The 17,892-nt window shown below is 60.2% G+C and carries 15 protein-coding genes, 2 tRNA genes and 1 riboswitch; of the genes, 10 read left to right on the forward strand and 7 right to left on the reverse strand.

All coding sequences use genetic code 11. The annotated features are described in order from the left end of the window. Positions 1 to 55: 55 nt before the first annotated feature. On the forward strand, positions 56 to 685 hold the full coding sequence (locus JF539_RS08780; protein ID WP_207139913.1) for a LysE family translocator: 630 nt from the start codon (positions 56 to 58) through the stop codon (positions 683 to 685). Positions 686 to 914: 229 nt separating this feature from the next. Here the strand turns inward: JF539_RS08780 and JF539_RS08785 are convergent, their stop codons facing one another. Together JF539_RS08785 and JF539_RS08790 are read right to left on the reverse strand one after the other, a co-directional pair. Continuing rightward, positions 915 to 1,070, reverse strand: coding sequence for a hypothetical protein (locus JF539_RS08785; protein WP_207139914.1), 156 nt, complete (start codon positions 1,068 to 1,070; stop codon positions 915 to 917). A 429-nt stretch (positions 1,071 to 1,499) separates the two neighbouring features. Next, positions 1,500 to 1,575 (reverse strand) — tRNA-Asn (locus JF539_RS08790). A 323-nt stretch (positions 1,576 to 1,898) separates the two neighbouring features. After that, positions 1,899 to 2,114, forward strand: a riboswitch (cobalamin riboswitch). A gap of 32 nt (positions 2,115 to 2,146) precedes the next feature. Between JF539_RS08790 and cobU the strand changes: the two genes are divergently transcribed. The 5 genes from cobU to JF539_RS08815 are packed head-to-tail and all read left to right on the forward strand — an operon-like array spanning position 2,147 to position 9,748. After that, positions 2,147 to 2,698, forward strand: coding sequence for a bifunctional adenosylcobinamide kinase/adenosylcobinamide-phosphate guanylyltransferase (gene cobU, locus JF539_RS08795; RefSeq protein ID WP_207139915.1), 552 nt, complete (start codon positions 2,147 to 2,149; stop codon positions 2,696 to 2,698). Continuing rightward, on the forward strand, positions 2,695 to 3,798 hold the full coding sequence (gene cobW / locus JF539_RS08800; RefSeq protein ID WP_207139916.1) for a cobalamin biosynthesis protein CobW: 1,104 nt from the start codon (positions 2,695 to 2,697) through the stop codon (positions 3,796 to 3,798). The genes cobU and cobW overlap by 4 nt, the downstream gene beginning before the upstream one ends. Positions 3,799 to 3,818: 20 nt before the next feature. Further along, positions 3,819 to 7,610, forward strand: coding sequence for a cobaltochelatase subunit CobN (gene cobN / locus JF539_RS08805; RefSeq protein WP_207139917.1), 3,792 nt, complete (start codon positions 3,819 to 3,821; stop codon positions 7,608 to 7,610). Beyond that, a complete protein-coding gene (gene cobO / locus JF539_RS08810; protein ID WP_207139918.1) occupies positions 7,607 to 8,245 on the forward strand; it encodes a cob(I)yrinic acid a,c-diamide adenosyltransferase in 639 nt (212 codons plus the stop codon). The genes cobN and cobO overlap by 4 nt, the downstream gene beginning before the upstream one ends. 18 nt (positions 8,246 to 8,263) lie before the next feature. Next, complete coding sequence (locus JF539_RS08815) at positions 8,264 to 9,748, forward strand: cobyric acid synthase (RefSeq protein ID WP_207139919.1); 1,485 nt, start codon at positions 8,264 to 8,266, stop codon at positions 9,746 to 9,748. On the opposite strand, the gene cbiB is transcribed toward JF539_RS08815, so the two are convergent. After that, a complete protein-coding gene (gene cbiB, locus JF539_RS08820) occupies positions 9,735 to 10,712 on the reverse strand; it encodes an adenosylcobinamide-phosphate synthase CbiB (RefSeq protein ID WP_207139920.1) in 978 nt (325 codons plus the stop codon). The genes JF539_RS08815 and cbiB overlap by 14 nt on opposite strands. A 9-nt stretch (positions 10,713 to 10,721) precedes the next feature. After that, a complete protein-coding gene (cobD, locus tag JF539_RS08825) occupies positions 10,722 to 11,723 on the reverse strand; it encodes a threonine-phosphate decarboxylase CobD (protein ID WP_207139921.1) in 1,002 nt (333 codons plus the stop codon). Positions 11,724 to 11,935: 212 nt separating this feature from the next. Between cobD and JF539_RS08830 the strand changes: the two genes are divergently transcribed. Next, complete coding sequence (locus JF539_RS08830; protein ID WP_207139922.1) at positions 11,936 to 12,187, forward strand: hypothetical protein; 252 nt, start codon at positions 11,936 to 11,938, stop codon at positions 12,185 to 12,187. 41 nt (positions 12,188 to 12,228) lie between these two features. On the opposite strand, the gene JF539_RS08835 is transcribed toward JF539_RS08830, so the two are convergent. From JF539_RS08835 to JF539_RS08845, 3 genes are all read right to left on the reverse strand, one after another. Continuing rightward, positions 12,229 to 13,359: a carboxylate-amine ligase gene (locus JF539_RS08835; protein ID WP_207139923.1), complete on the reverse strand. Its 1,131-nt coding sequence runs from the start codon at positions 13,357 to 13,359 to the stop codon at positions 12,229 to 12,231. A gap of 81 nt (positions 13,360 to 13,440) precedes the next feature. Next, positions 13,441 to 13,869, reverse strand: coding sequence for a hypothetical protein (locus JF539_RS08840; RefSeq protein ID WP_207139924.1), 429 nt, complete (start codon positions 13,867 to 13,869; stop codon positions 13,441 to 13,443). 119 nt (positions 13,870 to 13,988) lie between these two features. Continuing rightward, positions 13,989 to 14,062, reverse strand: a tRNA-Cys gene (locus JF539_RS08845). Between the two features lie 265 nt (positions 14,063 to 14,327). Here JF539_RS08845 and JF539_RS08850 point away from each other — a divergent pair. The 3 genes from JF539_RS08850 (at position 14,328) to JF539_RS08860 (ending at position 17,717) form a co-directional block, all read left to right on the forward strand. Beyond that, positions 14,328 to 14,990, forward strand: coding sequence for a protein-L-isoaspartate O-methyltransferase family protein (locus tag JF539_RS08850; RefSeq protein ID WP_207139925.1), 663 nt, complete (start codon positions 14,328 to 14,330; stop codon positions 14,988 to 14,990). A gap of 262 nt (positions 14,991 to 15,252) precedes the next feature. Continuing rightward, on the forward strand, positions 15,253 to 16,587 hold the full coding sequence (locus tag JF539_RS08855) for a TolC family outer membrane protein (protein WP_207140904.1): 1,335 nt from the start codon (positions 15,253 to 15,255) through the stop codon (positions 16,585 to 16,587). A gap of 389 nt (positions 16,588 to 16,976) precedes the next feature. Next, positions 16,977 to 17,717, forward strand: a complete 741-nt coding sequence (locus tag JF539_RS08860; protein WP_207139926.1) for a PopZ family protein — start codon at positions 16,977 to 16,979, stop codon at positions 17,715 to 17,717. The last annotated feature ends 175 nt before the right edge of the window (positions 17,718 to 17,892 follow it).

A 17,892-nucleotide genomic window follows, 5' to 3' on the forward strand; every position in this document is an offset into this window, starting at 1 on the left:
GACATCCTTCCATTATTGCTGAAAGCTGCGCAGAATATTTCTGCGAGGTCGACCGATGCCCATAGACATAAACCTTCCCCTGATACTTCTGGCCGCGCTTGTCGCCTCGATCAGCCCTGGACCTGCAACGCTGGCTCTTGCGGGAACGTCTATGGCTTCCGGACGGTCATCCGGTCTTGCTCTTGCCTCTGGTATTACCACCGGTTCCCTGATGTGGTCGGTTGCCGCAGCTCTTGGCCTTGGAGGTATAATGCTCGCCAATGCATGGATCTTTGAACTGATCCGTTACTTTGGAGCGGCATACCTCATGTATCTCGCTTACAAAGCCGCGCGCTCCGCATTTTCCAGCAAGGACCTGGCGACCCGATCTTTCTCGGGTGGGAAACGCTCTCTGTACGCAAAGGGGCTGGCGCTTCACCTGACGAATCCGAAAGCAATTCTGTTTTTTGGATCGTTGTTCTCGCTTGGCTTGCCACCCGGAACAGACGTGGCGAACCTTGCGTTGGTCATTGGTGCTGTCGGGTTGCAGAGCTTTATTGTGTTTCATGGCTATGCACTGCTTTTTTCCTCAAAGGTGATGACAAGATTTTACCTCAAGCTGCGGCGCGGATTTGAAGGTGCCTTTGCCATCGGTTTCGGAACCGCAAGTCTCAAGATACTGACTGCCAAAGTCCAATCGTCCTAGGTCCGCTTCGTCTGCCAGTGAAACAACACCAGCGGCCTCGCTACATGTTCGGCGACGACTGAACGCAGGTCTTCCGTTCTCCCAAAGTCCAATCGCAGCAGAAAGCCTTTATGCGCTTGCCGCCGCAAAACCGGGATAATTCAGGCCCTTTCTTCCTGCCCGCTTGAACACCGGAACTTCTTTTCAACGGTGAAGGCGAACGCTCCGTCGGTTTCGGACGGCTGAAAATTCAAGACGGCCGCCAGGGTTTATCCGTTGAGAAGAAGGCCGTCGCCGTAGCAGGGGGCGCCTGCAGGGCCTCGGCTTGTGCGGACGACACACCGTCCTCGCGGCTTGTGTCGATCGCATAGTTCAGCTCGACAAAGGCACTGAAGCCCCTGTTCATCACAAGCTCGTCCGAGGCTTTTGACGTTTTCAGATACCGGTACTCGTCCGCGCAATACTCTTTCACGGAGATTGAACTGGTGTTCTCCGGTTGAGCCCAAGTTTGTCTTTCACAAATACGGAAGGGGGGGGCACCGGAACTTTCAGGGCGATCTGCAAGATGGCCAGCATGGCATAAGGAGCGCTCCGGGCAAGGAAACGCCAGGTTGTCTCAAGTGACATCCGTGGGGCCTGGTGGCCTATCGGTGTGAGGTTTGTTTACAAATCAACTTCGGGTCGAGGACAGCGAAAGCCAGTTTGAGTTGATCACCTGTCGGTATCAGGTTTGCCTTGGAGAGTTTCCAGAACGCGGTCGGTCACGCGAGGCAAATAACACTCGCATGCTTGTTGAAAACAGGTTTTTCTTGGAATTTTGCAACGGAGGTGGTGGTGGCTCCCCAGGCCGGACTCGAACCAGCGACCCAGCGATTAACAGTCGCTTGCTCTACCAACTGAGCTACTGGGGATCACCACAAACGGGCCCGGCTCGCGGCCGCCCCGTCGATGGAGATGCGTATATCAAACGCTTGATCCGTTTGCCAAGCCCTTTGTGGCGATTTTTTCATCAAGCCGTCATTTTTTTATCCGGCATGTGGGAAAGTCCATATTTATCAGAAAAATAGCAGGCTTGTATTGCCTGGAAACCATCCGATACCCGGCGGGATTTCAATGCGTTACCCCCGGCCAGGTGTGTTTCGGAACGGAAGTGAACCGGGAGGCGTAGCACTCCGGTCCTTGCCTGAAACCTCCCGCGGTTTCAGCGCTACGCTTGTTTCTCCCGTCATATCCGTCTAGGAAGAAATTCGACGGTTCCGGCTGGGATTTTTCCTTGTCCGGATGAAACGGGAATCCGGTGGCGAACGCGTTCGTTCGTAAAGCCGGAGCTGCCCCCGCAACTGTGAGCGGTAAGCGCCTGCACGAAAACCACTGGCCGAAGCGGCCGGGAAGGGGTGTCAGGCGCGGTGAGCCGCAAGCCAGGAGACCGGCCGTCGAATGCGCAACCCTTACTGCCGTCGGGTGGACGGCCGGGAGTAGAGAGTGACGGAAACACAAGGTCCCCGCGCCACGCTTGTCTTCGGCGGTGCCCGCTCCGGCAAAAGCCGGTTCGCGGAAGGGCTTGCCGTCAAATCCGGCCTGGAAAAAATCTACGTTGCGACCGGAGCCGCCTTTGACAGCGAGATGGCGGAGCGGATCTCGCAGCATCGTCTGCAACGCGGCCCATCCTGGACAACCGTGGAAGAACCGCTCGATCTTTGCCCGGTGCTTCAGGCGCACTGCCGCGCGGACCGGGTGGTGCTTGTGGACTGCCTGACCCTGTGGCTGTCCAATCTTTTGTTTTCGGAAAAAGATCCGGCCACAGAGACAGCCCGGCTTTGCGAGGCGGTGCTTGCCCTGTCCGGGCCCTGCATCTTCGTTTCCAATGAAGTCGGCATGGGAATTGTGCCGGAGAACAGACTTTCAAGGTCGTTCCGCGATGCGCAGGGACGGCTCAACCAGGATATGGCGCGTGTTTGCCGACAGGTGGTCTTCGTCGCCGCCGGTCTTCCGCTCGTCATGAAGCCTCAAGATCAACCGGAAATCGACCTATGACCAACACTTCCTTCAAGCCGGCCGGCAAGATCCCGGCAACGATCGTCACCGGGTTCCTGGGCGCCGGCAAAACGACGTTGATCCGCAACCTTCTCCAGAACGCGGGCGGCAAGCGCATCGCGCTGATCGTCAACGAATTCGGCGACATGGGCTTTGACGGTTCGCTGGTGAACGGATGTGCCGACCCGGGCTGTTCGGCAGAGGAGGTCGTTGAACTCACAAACGGCTGCATTTGCTGCACGGTGGCCGAGGATTTCCTGCCGACCATGGAAATGCTGCTGTCCCGGGATCTGCCGCCGGACCATATCGTCATCGAGACCTCGGGGCTGGCTCTGCCGCAACCGCTGGTGCGGGCGTTTTCCTGGCCGAGCGTCAAGCCCAAAGTGACCGTCGACGGCGTGGTGACCGTGCTCGACGCGGCCGCGCTTGCCGAGGGCCGTATCGCGCTCGACGAAGAAGCGCTTGAGGCCCAGCGCGCGGCGGACGAAGCCCTCGATCACGAGAGCCCGGTCGAGGAACTGTTTCACGATCAGCTTCGCTGTGCCGATCTTGTTGTCCTGAACAAGGCCGATCTGGTGTCCGCCGAGGTGCTGGAGGGGGTTCATGACCGTATTTCGGTCGACCTCCGTCCGGCGGTGCACATCGTCTCTTCTGAAAAAGGGACGCTGCCCATCGAGGTTCTGCTTGGCCGGGGCTCGGCGGCGGAAGACGACATGGCCGGACGGCACGAGCATCACGGTCATCACCACGATCATGACGACCACGATGATCATAACGATCACGAAGATCACCACCATGATCATCACCATCACGACGATTTCGAAAGCCACGTACTGGACGTCTCCGGTTTCGCCAGCCTGAAGGAAGCGGAAAGCAAGGTTCTTGAAGCCATGGCTCTGAAAGGCGTCCTGCGGATCAAGGGTGCGGTCACGATCGAGGGCAAGGCGGCTCCGGCCATGGTGCAGGCAGTCGGCCCCCGGGTGGAGACCTGGTTCGCGACCGGGGCGGAAAATGCCGGAAAACTCGTGGTGATCGGCTTGAAGGGGCTGGATCTGGAAGCCGCACGGACCCTTCTCGGAACGGTGAGAGCCGCCGCCTGATCTGAAGTGACAAGCCAAAGATGCATATTCTAGCCAGTCAGACGCGCCGGATCGACGACGGCGGAGACGCGGTCGATCTCGGCCAGTCTCCGGCCGAAATCCTGTTCTTGTCGGCGGCCGATACGGAACTCGGCGGTTTCGCCGCCGCGCAAGCCGGTCTCGGGGAGGGGAGCGCCAGCCTCCGGCTGGCGAACCTGATGGCCCTGTCTCATCCTTATTCGGTCGATCTTTATGCGGAACAGACCCTGCGCGGGTCGAAGCTTGCGATCCTTCGGGTGCTCGGGGGCAGTGAATATTGGCGTTACGGCCTGGAACGGTTCGAGGAGGAAGCCCGCGCGAACGGCATGGGCCTGATCGTCATTCCGGGAGATGACAAGTGGGACGAAGACCTCGCCAGCCGGTCCACTCGTCCGATGGAGGAGGTCAAAAGGGTCTGGCGGTATTGTGTCGAGGGGGGCTCGGAGAATTACGCCAACGCCCTGCGGTTCGCCGCCTTCCTGATCGGTGAGGCGGAAGAGCCCGCGCATCCGGTGCCGCTGCCGCGTGCGGGGATCTACCTGCCGGGCCACGCCGTTCCGGACCTGGAGACACTCAGGGCCAAATGGCAGGACCCGTCGCGGCCGGTGGCGGCGATCACCTTTTACCGGGCATTGGTTCAAGGCGCGCAGACCGCGCCCGTCGACGCGCTGGTTGCGGCACTTGATGAGGCCGGGGTCAACGCCTTGCCGGTGTTCGTCTCCAGCCTGAAGGAAGCTGAGTCCATCGCGGTTCTCGACGCGCTGTTTGAGCAGATGCCGCCGGACGTGGTTCTGAACGGAACCGCTTTCGCCGTTTCCAAGGCCGGAGCGGCACACCAGTCGACGCCGCTGGACCGTCCCGGAAAACCAATTCTGCAGGTGGTGTTTTCCTCTTCCTCGAAAGAAGGCTGGGAGGAAAGCGATCAGGGACTTTCGATCCGCGATCTGGCCATGCATGTGGTCCTGCCGGAAATCGACGGGCGTCTTCTGACGCGGGCCGTTTCCTTCAAGGAGGAGGGTGTCTTCGACGAAGACACCCAGTCGACGCCGGTCCGCTTCATGCCGGTTCCAGACCGGATCGAGTTCGTCGCCGGGCTTGCGGCGGCCTGGGCGAGGCTTGGCGGCATTCCCGAGGCTGAAAAGAAGACCGCGCTGATCCTGGCCAACTATCCCAACAAGGACGGCCGTCTGGCCAATGGCGTCGGACTGGACACGCCCGCCTCCTGTTGCGCGCTGCTAAGGGCGATGGGGAGTGCGGGCTACGATGTCCGAGAGGCCCCGGAAACATCGCGCGACCTCATGGATCGTCTGACAACCGGGGTAACCAATGCGCTCGGTGGCCGGGATACGCGCGAGAGTTTCGAAACCCTGCCGGTGAGCGATTACCTTTCGGCCTTCGCCCGGCTTCCGCAAGCGGTGCAAAATCAGGTCAATGCGCGCTGGGGCGCGCCCGAGCAGGACCCGCATATCGTCGAGGGTGCCTTCCGGCTGGCGCTGCACCGGTTCGGCAACCAGATCGTCGGAATTCAACCGGCGCGGGGCTACAATATCGATCCGAAAGAAACCTATCACGACCCGGATCTGGTGCCGCCGCATCATTATTTCGCCTTCTACATCTGGCTGCGGGACCACTTTGCCGTCGACGCGGTGGTTCATCTCGGCAAACATGGAAATCTGGAATGGCTGCCGGGCAAGGCGCTCGCATTGTCGGAGGCCTGTTTTCCCGAAGCGGTTCTCGGGCCGGTGCCCAATATTTGTCCTTTCATCGTCAACGATCCGGGCGAGGGGGCCCAGGCCAAGCGCAGGACGGCGGCGGTCATCGTCGATCATCTGACGCCACCCTTGACCCGCGCCGAAAGCCACGGCGTCGCCGAAGAACTCGAGGTTTTGCTGGATGAATATTACCTCGCCAGCGGCGTCGATCCGAGGCGGCTGAAAGCGCTGACACGGGATATCCTGGACGCGGCAAACCGGCACGGGCTCGACAAGGATATCGGTCTCGATGAGGCCATGGACGAGGAAACACGTCTGGCGCGGCTGGACGCGCATCTCTGCGACCTGAAGGAACTCCAGATCCGGGACGGATTGCACATTCTGGGCGAAAGTCCGCAAGGCGACCTTCTGACCGATCTTCTGGCCGCGCTCGTTCGGGTGCCCAGGGGAACGGACCCCGCTGGGGAAAGCCTGCAGCGGGCTGTCGCAAACGACCTGGGGCTGGCCGGCTTCGACCCCCTCGATTGCGACTTCTCAGCCACCTGGGAGGGTGAAAAACCCGCCATTTTGCGTAATCGCGCCGATAAACCGTGGCGCTCCAACGGCGACACGGTGGAGCGCATCGAAATGCTGTGCCGCGATTTGATCGCGGGCGACATAAGCATGGATGAAAATTTGATCGCAAACGATAGAAGCGTGTCCGGTAACCTTAGTGCCGTTTCCGCCGTAATGACCGAAATCGACAACCGTCTTCGGCCGTCGGTCACGCAATCGGGCGGCTCTGAAACCGCTGCGGTTCTGACCGCGCTTGGCGGCGGCTTCGTTCCTCCTGGACCCTCGGGCGCGCCGACGCGCGGGCGGCCGGATGTTCTGCCGACCGGCCGGAATTTCTACTCGGTCGATGTGCGTGCGGTTCCGACGGAGACTGCCTGGCGGCTCGGCCAGCAGTCCGCCAGTCTCGTCGCCGAGCGCTATTTCCAGGAAGAAGGCGAATGGCCGCAGTCGCTGGTACTGACCTGCTGGGGCACGGCCAACATGCGCACCGGGGGCGACGACATCGCCCAGGCGCTGGCGTTAATCGGCGCCAGACCGGTCTGGGAACCGGGGTCGGGCCGGGTCACCGGCTTTGAAATCCTGAAGCTGTCGGAACTGGGGCGTCCCCGTATCGATGTGTCGTTGCGTGTGTCAGGCTTTTTCCGCGACGCCTTTCCGCATCAGATGGATCTTTTCGACAGTGCTGCCCGCGCGGTCGGCGCGCTGGCGGAACCCGCGGAAGCCAACCCGATCGCCGGGCGGATCAGATCCGAGACGAAACGATATCTGGCCGAGGGCCTGAGCACCAGCGAGGCGGAGCGCAGAGCGGGCTACCGTGTGTTCGGATCGAAGCCGGGTGCGTATGGCGCCGGTCTTCAGGCCCTGATTGACGAGGGCATCTGGGATGAAAAAGGCGATTTCGCGGAAGCCTTCCTGACCTGGGGGGGATATGCCTATGGCGGCGGTGCCTCCGGAGAGGGCGCGCGCACGGAACTAGAGACCCGGCTGAAATCGGTGGATGCGGTGCTTCACAACCAGGACAACCGGGAACACGACCTGCTCGACAGCGACGACTATTACCAGTTCGAGGGTGGACTGGCCGCGACGGTGGAAACGCTGAAGGGCGAAGCGCCCAAGGTCTATCACAATGACCATTCGCGTCCCGAGCGCCCGGTGGTGCGCAGCCTGTCGGAGGAAATCGGCAGGGTCGTCAGGGGACGGGCGGCCAATCCGAAATGGATCGCGGGCGTCATGCGCCACGGCTACAAAGGCGCCTTCGAGATGGTTGCCACCCTCGACTATCTTTTCGCCTTCGCGGCCACAACCAGGGCCGTGGGCGATCATCACTTCGATCAGCTATATGAAGCATATCTCGACGACCGGACCGTGCTTGAGTTCCTGAAGGACGCCAATCCGGCGGGCTTGAAGGAAATGGTGGATCGATTCCGGGAAGCGATCGAGCGGGAGTTATGGACACCGCGGCGCAATTCGACCCATGCTGCGCTTAACGAGTTGAAGACAAGACTGGAAGGGAGCGACACGCCGTGACCGCCGATACCGACAAGCCGGATCTCACCGAAGACGAACTGAACGCGCGCCACGCAGAGAAAATGCGCAAGAAAAAGGCCGCGCGCGACAAGATCATGGCGACCAAAACCATCGAGAAGGGCCTGCTGGTCGTCCATACGGGAAAGGGCAAAGGCAAGTCGACCGCCGGTTTCGGCATGGTGTTCCGTTCCCTCGGGCACGGTCACAGGGTTGGTGTGGTCCAGTTCGTCAAGGGCCGGATCGAGACCGGTGAGCGCATGGCGCTGGAGCGGTTCTCCGATCTCGTGACCATCAAGCGCATGGGCGAAGGGTTCACCTGGGAAACCCAGGACCGGCAGCGTGACATCGAGGCGGCCCGCCAGGCCTGGGACGCGGCCAAGGAGATGATTACCTCTGGCGACTACCGCCTGATCCTGTGCGACGAACTCAACATCGTGCTCCGCTACGATTATCTCGATATCGCCGAAGTCGTGGACTTCCTGAAGAACGAGAAGCCGGACGACGTTCATGTCGTCATCACCGGACGCAACGCCAAGGAAGAGCTGATCGACATCGCCGACCTGGTGACCGAGATGACCCAGATCAAGCATCCGTTCCGTTCCGGCGTAAAGCCGCAGGAAGGCATCGAGTTCTAGGCGCGGGTTTCAAGGATAATGACAACCGGGGCAGCGGGGACCAAAACACCGGCCATCATGGTTCAGGGCACGGGTTCCAATGTGGGCAAGAGCCTGATCGTGGCGGGGTTGTGCCGGCTGTTTGCCAACCGGGGCCTCGCCGTCCGTCCGTTCAAGCCGCAGAACATGTCGAACAATGCGGCCGTGACCGCTGATGGTGGCGAAATCGGCCGGGCCCAGGCGCTGCAGGCCATCGGCTGTCGGGTGCCCCCATCCGTTCACATGAACCCGGTTCTCCTGAAGCCGGAAACAGACACGGGTGTACAGGTCATTGTTCAGGGGACGCGGTTCGGAACGATGCGGGCCCGCGAATATGGAGAACAGAAAGCAAAACTGCTTCCGAAGGTTCTGGAAAGTTTTTCAACTAACTCCTTAGAAGCGGATCTGGTCATCGTGGAAGGTGCCGGCAGTCCGGCGGAAATCAACCTTCGGCCCGGCGATATCGCCAACATGGGCTTTGCGGAGGCGGCTGACCTGCCGGTGATCTTGTGCGCGGATATCGACCGGGGCGGCGTGATTGCGTCTGTCGTCGGCACTCACGCAGTTCTGGAGGCTGCCGAACGTCAGCGGATCAAAGGCTTTTTCGTCAACCGGTTTCGCGGCGATCCGAGTCTCTTCGACGACGGCATGCGGGAAATCTCGGCGCGGACCGGATGGCGGGGGCTTGGCGTCGTGCCGTGGTTTTCCGATGCCTCCAGACTGCCCGCCGAGGACGCGCTCGGCCTTTCGGACGGTTTCGGCGACGGCGCACTCAAGATCGTCGTGCCGGTCATATCCAGGATCGCCAATTTCGACGATCTCGACCCTTTACGGCTGGAACCGCACGTCACGTTGCAACTGGTACAGCCGGGAGACCCCTTGCCGGGCGACGCCGATGTCGTCCTGCTGCCGGGCTCGAAATCGACCGTCGGCGACTTGGCATTCTTCCGTGCACAGAGCTGGGATATCGACCTGAAGGCCCACCACCGGCGTGGTGGCCATATTCTCGGTGTCTGCGGCGGTTATCAGATGCTGGGCAGGACGATCGCCGATCCGGACGGGATCGAGGGTGAACCCGGCACCGCCGAAGGGCTCGGCTATCTGGACGTCGAGACCGTCCTGACACCGGACAAATCGACCGTTGCCGCCTCTGGAACCCATGTCGCCAGTAGCGTTCCCGTCAAGGGCTACGAGATCCATATCGGAAGGACAGTAGGCCCGGATTGCGCCCGTCCGATGATGATCCTTGACAATGGTCAGCCGGACGGTGCGGTCTCGGCAGATGGCCGCGTGTCCGGCACCTATATGCATGGGCTTTTTGCAGGCGATACCTTCCGATCCGCATATCTGGCGCGTTTTGAAACCCGGTCAGGCCTGACTTACGAAACGGACATTGACCGTGTCTTGGATGACCTGGCCAATCATTTGGAAAGGGCGCTGGACGTGGACGCAATCGTGGCGCTTGCTAGTGCTAATAAATCGTGATTGAGGCCAAGCTGAGCGCGAAAACCACCTGTGCCGCCATGGCCCCCAACATGATGTTGAGTGCTCTCGATATATCCGCTGCATTGGCCTCCTTGCGCGCGGTGGCGTTCAAGTATCTGTCGTTGACCGTGTAGCCAGGATAGATCCTCGGACCGGCCAGGGCGATCCCCAGTGCGCCGGCCATGGCCGCTTCCGGCCAGCCGGCGTTGGGAGAGCGGTGCTTTTTGGCGTCCTGGAAGACACAGGACATGCTTTTTCGAAATGAGCCGCGCGCCAATGGGGCTGCAAGGGCAATCAGAACCCCGGCGAGCCTGGAGGCCGGCAGGTTGATCAGATCGTCGAACCGGGCCGAGGCCCAGCCGAAGTCGGCGTAGACCTCGTTCTTGTGGCCGATCATGCTGTCGGCGGTGTTCACGGCCTTGTAGGCGATCAGGCCCGGCAGGCCGAGCAGGGCGAACCAGAAAACCGGGGCGACGACACCGTCGGAATAATTCTCCGCACAGGATTCGATCGCGGCGCGGGAAACCCCGGCTTCGTCCAGTTGCTTCGGGTCGCGCCCGACGATCAGGGAGACCGCCTTGCGTCCTGCCTCCAGACCGCCGTTCTTCAACCCGTCGCGAACCGCCGCGACATGCCGGTAGAGGCTGTTTTGCGCGATCAGAATTGCCGCGAGGACGACCGTGATCAGGTCTCCAAAGGGAAGCTTGGAGGCCAGGACGTGAATGGCGAGGCCGACAAGTCCTGAACCCGCGACCAGAACGCCCAAGGTCAGAATGCCGCCGAATTTCCTGATTGTCGGCGCATAGCTTGTCTTGTTGAAAGTCCTGTCGAAAATCGTAATGACCTTGCCGATCCAGACGACGGGATGCGGGATGCGCTCCCACATCCAGTCGGGGTCGCCAACGATGGCGTCCATCAGAAGAGCCGCGAGCAGCAGCCACAACGCATTATCGTAGATCAGCATGAAAGCTGGTTAGAGCTCTTTTTGAGCTTCGGCAAGGGCCGCCGACAGCCGGTCCAGGTTGTCCGCGCCGCCCGGCAGGCCGAAACGCATCCAGGTCGGCGCGTAGTCGAAGATCCGCGTCCAGATCCGGCGGCGGGCAAGTGCCTCGTGCAATGCGCCCGCCTCGCGCGAAGCGGCAAGGGCGAAAAGGGTCGTTCCGCCGAAGATGCTCAAGTGATGTTCGGAAAGAACGAGGGAGAGGTCCGCCATTTCGTCGGCCAACTGGCGCACCATGCCCTCCTGCCAGACCGTGTCGCGCAAGGCCGCCGTGCCGATCTCCAGCGCCGGACCGCTCAGGCACCAGCTTTCCAGGAGGGCGGACAGTCTGTGCGTGACGGAATGCGGACCGGCGAGAAAACCGAGGCGCAGTCCGCCCAGGCCGAAAAACTTGCCGAACGAACGCAGCACGACAACGTTCTCATCCTTCAGATGCGGCAAAAGGCTCGAGCCGGGAACCACATCGGCGAACGCTTCGTCCAGAACAAGAAAGCCGCCCCGATCGGTCACGGTACGTGCGATTTCCAGAAGGCTTTTGACGTCGATCAGACGTCCGTCCGGATTGTTGGGATTGACGAGAACCACGATCCGGGCATCGGCGGGAAGCGCATAGACGCTTGAAAGTTCGGTCGGTGGACGGTTTTCCCGGTCCCACACGGCCTTGTGGCTTGCATAGCTTGGCGAGGCGAGAGCAACCGAACCTTCTGGAAGAATCGATGGAAGCAGCGAAATCAGGATCTGGGTGCCCGGTGCGGCGACGAGACCCAGCTGAGAGGGAATGCGATAAGCCTGGCGCGCGGCACTCAGCAGTTTTTCTTCAGACGACCTGGATGGCAGGTCCGACCAGACATGTCCGGGCAGGGTACCTTTGAGCGGATAACTGTGTGGGTTGATCCCGGTGGACAGATCGAGCCAATCTTCCCGGTTGCCGCCAAAGCGTTCCATTGCAAGCGTCAGATCCCCGCCATGCTCCATGCGAGCGTCCCTTCCTGTTTGGTTCCCGTCTTGCCAGTCTTTCCAATAGCTTGCTTCGGTCCTGAACGGGTGGTGGTCCAACGGGTAGCCGATTTGAACCGTGAGGTCACCGCCAGAAACGGCATGGCCTTGTCAGAAACGCAGATTGACAGGGAAATCGCCCTTCAGATAAAAGAACAAATAAAGAACATATAGTCTGTGTGGAGAGATGGATGCCAGTGGGACGCCGAAACCCGCCCCTTGCCGATTTTGATCGCGACGGCGTTTTGTCGGCCCTTGGCGAGGCGCGCAGCATCCTGGTTTTGGCTCGGAAATCCCTGCGGCCACGCTCCGGTCTGAGCCGGTCCGCGGAAGCGGTTATCGCGGAGATCGATGAGTTCGCTCTCATTCTGACCGGCGCGCGCGACTATTTTCATCTGAAGGGGCACAGCACGCCGGCGCGGGGCGGGAAGGGGGCTGGCTGACACGCAGAGGGCCTGAAACATGTCCTTCCGGCGTGCCACAGTCAAAGTCCGGCCATGGTTTCCGCGATCAGGTGGTCAACGATCCGGTTGAGCGTTTCTTCCGGTAATGGGCTGTCTTCAGGCACGTCGCCGGCAAGCGCCAGCTGTTTTTCCGCGGACGTGCCTTGCAAGGCGATTTCACGAATATGGTTCAGTTCGGCTTCGCAGCCGAAGAACGCTGCATCGGGGCTCACCAACTCGATGAGTTCCTCGATAAGATCGGCGAACGCGGCGGTCTCGTTTCGGCCGAAATCGATCAGCCGCGCAGCCGTTCCGTGCCGTTGCGCCTGCCAGCGGTTTTCAGCAAGCAGAAACCGGGAATAGATCCGCCAGCTCTGGTTGGCGCAGCGCAGCCGATAAAGCATCCGGCACAGGCACCGGAAAAGAGCCGCGATCGCAACCGCGTCGTTCAGATTCGGACAGACGTCGGTGATGCGCATTTCCAGTGTCGGAAACCGGTCGGAGGGACGCAGGTCCCACCAGATCTTGGTGGCGTCTTCCAGAACGCCCGCATGGGCAAGGATATCGACCGTGTGGCGATACTCGTGGTAGCTCTCGAACCGGGGCGGCAGGCCGGTGCGCGGCAATTCGTTGAAGACCGACAGCCGGTAGGATTTCAGGCCCGACCGCCGGCCCCGCCAGAAGGGGGAGGATGTGCTCAGCGCGAGCAGATGCGGCAGGAAGTAGGCGAGTTGATTGAACAGCTCGACCCGCAATTCCTCGTCCTCGATGCCGATGTGGACATGCATGCCGCAGATCACCATTCGCCGGGCGACCACCTGCATGGTCTTGGCGATGTCGTTGTAGCGTTCCTTGTCGGTATGCGGCTGGTCGGTCCATTCTGCGGCGGGGTGTGTCGACGCCGCGATCGGCGCGAGCCCGTATCTGGCGGCTTCCTGTGCGATCGTCTTGCGGAAATAACCGAGTTCCGCGCGCACTTCCGCCAGTGTCATGCACACCGGCGTGCCGACCTCGATCTGGCATCTCAGGAACTCCGGGCTGACGCGTCCCTCAAGAGCTCTTTCGCAAGCTGCGAAGAATTCCGCAGGTGGAGAGCTCGCCAGTTTCCGGGTTGTCGTGTCGACGAGAAGATACTCTTCTTCCACGCCGATGCTGAAATTGGGTTCCTTCATGTTGAGAGCATCGTCAAAATGACGATATCAAGTCAAGCAGAAGAAAAGGCGGCGGCACTCGACGGTGTCTGATGGGCATCGTCACCAGACATTGCCCGCGCCGGGCGTGTAGGTGGCGCCCATCACCAGGTTTGCTTTGACGGTGTCGCAATCCAGAAGTCCGGCGAACCTGGCGATTGCGGCGTTGCACTCGTATTGGGTCGCCGACACCATGAACTTGCTGCCGGCGGTAACCTCAACCGTGTGCTGCGCCTGGATAAGTACGCTCTTCGAGGCGTTGATCGTGACGTCGCCGTTTTGCAGGGAAATGATGTTTTCAAGTTCGGCGACGCGGGTTTCGAGCTCGTTCAAACGCTGGCGAAGGGACTCTACGAGCGACTCCGTGTTGTCGGATTGAACGACCGGTGTGCACTGCCTGCGCGCTCCGGGAGGAGCGACCCTTTTCATCGTCGACATTGTTACCGGCCTTGCCGGTTTCGCAAGATGCGATTTGCCACCCGTTGTTTTCATGACTCGTCTCCTGAAATGCATAAAACGCGGATCGGTAAAAAGGACCGGTGCGCAGTGCCAGGCACCGGTGAGCAACCGTTCAACCCTACAGGAAAGCAGCCAGGAATTGGAAAATTAAGTGGAGGCCCCGACCGGAATCGAACCGGTGTACACGGATTTGCAATCCGCTGCGTCACCACTCCGCCACAGGGCCCCTCGGTGGTGTGTCGCGCCTTATCAGCCAGTTGTCCGGTTTGGTCAAGCCCTGAATCCGAGCCGCTACACATTTCCACGGACGCGTTTGATGTCCGAACGCATGCGTCTGTCATGACGAGCGCCGAAACAGGCCGGCGGCAGCCTTCAATTTTCGACCCGTGACCTGATTCCGCAAAGCCGGATACTTGTCAGGCTGCTCGCGCGTCGTTTATGAACATTGCTCAGAGGCGCCGGAACTCCGGCAAGTCAAAGTGAGGGTCGAAATGACGGACTTTAACCAGTCCCGCCGCAAGATGGTGGATAACCAGTTGCGCACCAACGATGTTACCGATCATCGTATCCTTGATGCAATGGAACTTGTTCCCCGGGAGCGCTTCGTACCGGCCTCCAAGAAGGCCGTGGCCTATATTGACGAAGACCTGCCGATCGGCGCCGCCGAATCCGGGCGGGTGCTGATGAAGCCGCATATCTTCGCCAAACTCGTGCAATTGGCCGAACTGCGGGAAGACGATGTCGTTCTGGTGGTCGGCGCGGGAACGGGTTACAGCGCGGCCGTCCTGTCCAGGCTTGCCGCCTCGGTGGTCGCGCTGGAAGAAAACCCGGAACTCGCGAAAGCCGCCGGCGAACTCCTGATTGACCTCGGTATTGAGAATGCGGTCGTGGTGGAAGGGCCGCTGGTCGAGGGATATTCGGCGGAAGGACCTTACGACGCGATTCTGGTTGACGGGGCCGTTGAGGTCTTGCCTGAGGCACTGACCAGGCAATTGAAACCGGAAGGCCGCCTTGCGGTGATAGAAGGACTTGGTGGCGCAGGGGTCGCCAGACTTTACCAGAAGTCCGGCGATGCCGTGAGCGCCCGCTTCGGGTTCAATGCATCCGTTGCCCTGTTGCCGGAGTTTGCGAAAACGAAAGAATTTGTTTTCTAAGCTGAAATTTGGTGAAACGTTGTGGTCCGATGTAAAAAACGGGCCGATGAAACAGATTCGGTCCACGGTGGCTAAAATGAATTGTTGCCCGAATGCCGCACTCCGGAAAATTCGGGATTTCCATTGCCTGATCGTCTGCCGTGGCGGTTGAAGAAAAACACTCTCCGGTTTACTCAACTAAATCAAATCGGAATGATCCAACGAGGAGTGTCGGGTGTCTGGCCGTTCGACTTTGAAAGCAGCCGCCATAGCATTGGGACTGATGGGCGGGGTTTCCGCCGGAAGCCTGATCGTCGGCGCTCTCTCTGACGCCGCAGCCGAAACAATATACGAATCGCTGGCTCTGGCGTATTCCAACAACCCGTCGTTGAACGCGGCCCGGGCCGGATTGCGCGGGGTGGATGAAAGCGTGCCTCAGGCATTGGCGGGCTGGCGTCCGACAATTACGGCTTCCGGTGCGGCAAGCCGGTCTGCGTCCGGAACCAACGCTGTTATCGGTTATCAGAACAACGCGTCGCTCTCTCTTTCGATCAGTCAGTCCATTTTCAACGGCTTCCAGACGATCAACTCGGTTCGTCAGGCTGAATCGGTTGTGAAAGCACAGCGCGAAGGTCTGAATTCGACGGAGCAGGACACGCTTCTCAGCGCCGCGTCGGCCTATGTCGACGTGATTCGTGATACGGCGCTGGTTTCGCTGCAACGAAGCGACCTGAAGTTTCTCGAGGAACAGGTTCGGGCAGCACGCGACCGCTTTGATGTCGGCGAGGGGACGCGGACCGATGTCAGTCAGGCGGAAGCCCGTGCGGCGGAAGCGCGCGCGAGCCTCAACACGTCGCTTGCGAACTTGAACACCAGTCGGGCGATTTATCGCCAGGTCGTCGGCATTGAGGCAAAAAGCCTGTCCGCGGACACTTCGATCAGCCGTTTCGTTCCGAAGTCGATTGATGAAGCCTTGCGTCTCAGCGAGACTCACCAGCCGCTGATCCGCCAGTCCCAGCACCTTGTCGATGCCGCCATCTTCAACGTGAAAACAGTCGAAGGAAGCCTGCTGCCGTCTGTTTCGGTCGATGGAAGCATCTCACGTAGCTGGTTCGATACCGGCTACAGCGATTCCGCAACGATTTCCGGTAACGTGAGCATTCCGATCTATCAGGGTGGCAGCGTTTATTCCGGTATTCGCCAGGCCAAGGAAGAACTCGGGCAGACGCGGCTCCAGCTGGATGTGGCCCGGGATCAGGTCCGCGCGAATGTGATTTCCGCGTGGGGGGTCTATCAGGCCGCCGAGGCTTCGATCGTTGCGGCGCAAGCCGCCGTAGAGGCCCAAAAACTTGCCCTGGAAGGGGTCATTGAAGAGCAGCGGGTCGGTCAGCGCACGACGTTGGATGTTCTGGACGCCCAGCGCGAACTGGTGAGCCAGCAATCGAGCCTTGTGACCGCGCAGCGCAACCGGATCATCGGAGGCTACCAGCTGGTCGCGGCCGTCGGGCGTCTTGATGCCATGACGCTTGGCCTGAATGTAGCCCGGTACGATCCGAAACAGCACTACGAAGCGGTTCGCGACAAGTGGATCGGCCTGCGTACGCCTGACGGACGATAGACCGACGGGTGTTCATGAGGAGCCCCCGACCCCCCAAGGATCGGATCAGATTGAGCGGATCCGGGGTGCTGAAACCTCCCATGTTTACCCGGCGAAGGCCGTGTGCTTGTGAGCCTTTGGCCAGTGACTGCATTCCCTGGCGTTTCGTCCGGGATGTTGCCGTGGGTGGTTCCGCTTCACTTCATTGTGACAAAATTCCGTAGGAAATCCTGAAACCTGCGTGGGAAATCAGGTGGACTTTGGTAATTTCGGACTAAAAAGGGGAAAAGGCGTTCGTAGGAAGCGCGCCTTGTTTGCGCCTATGCTGTTGACCCGCATAATTTCGAGTATCGAATCATTTTGATCGAGTTGAGTAAAGCGTAGCGTGGCCTACAGGTACGGGGGAAGTGATGTCTCAGGCGAAAAAGGCTGAAGAGCCGTCGATGGAGGAGATCCTCGCATCGATCCGCCGTATTATATCCGACGAAGACTCCCAAGGCGCGGACACCGGTGAAAGCGACGCTAACGAAGAAATCGAAACCCCAGTTGAAGAAGAGGCGGCGGACGATATGGGCGATGCCTCCGAAATGTCCCAGGACGATCTCGACAAGCTGTTCGACATGGACAGCGATGACAGTGGCGCACCTGAAGAAGATGATGACGATATGGCTGCGGCTATGGCGGCCGATGCCGTCGAGGATGAGCCCGAAGACGACGTTCTCGAACTGACCGAGGAACTGGCGGTTTCCGAAGACGACACCATGGAAATGGTCGAGGGGTTGGCGGAAAGCTTCGATAGCCCGGAAGGCGATCTTTCGTTCGCCGAAGAGCCGGAACCTGAACCCGAACCTGAACCGGCAGCAGACCCGGCGGACGCCTTCGCGGAAACGCTGGCGGCAATGCCCGTGCCGGATGAGTTGCCGAACGTTGCCGGCGACGATCCGCTGACGTCAGATATGACCGGTGAAGCCGTCCATGCGGCATTCGATAATCTGGCAAACATGTTCGTCGGTTCGCAGGCGCAGACGGTGGAGGAACTCGTCAAGGAAATGCTGCGGCCCATGCTGAAGGCGTGGCTGGATCAGAACCTTCCTGGCATGGTTGAGCAAATGGTCCAGAAGGAAATCCAGCGCGTCACGCGCCGCCGCTGACTTTTCAAGCCAGGCAAATCATTTCATTCAGGGCTGCCTGCAGGCGGCCCCTTTTGATTTGAATGGCGGCAAAAATGCCATTTTTGCATAGACCGGCCCGAACCCGCTTTCCCGAATACGGTACTTTGGGTCGAAAGCGCGAAACTGTACGGCGTTTCGCCGGTTTAGGCGGTTG

Origin of the sequence: Roseibium aggregatum, from assembly GCF_017309185.1 — a bacterium.
Taxonomy (GTDB): domain Bacteria; phylum Pseudomonadota; class Alphaproteobacteria; order Rhizobiales; family Stappiaceae; genus Roseibium; species Roseibium aggregatum_B.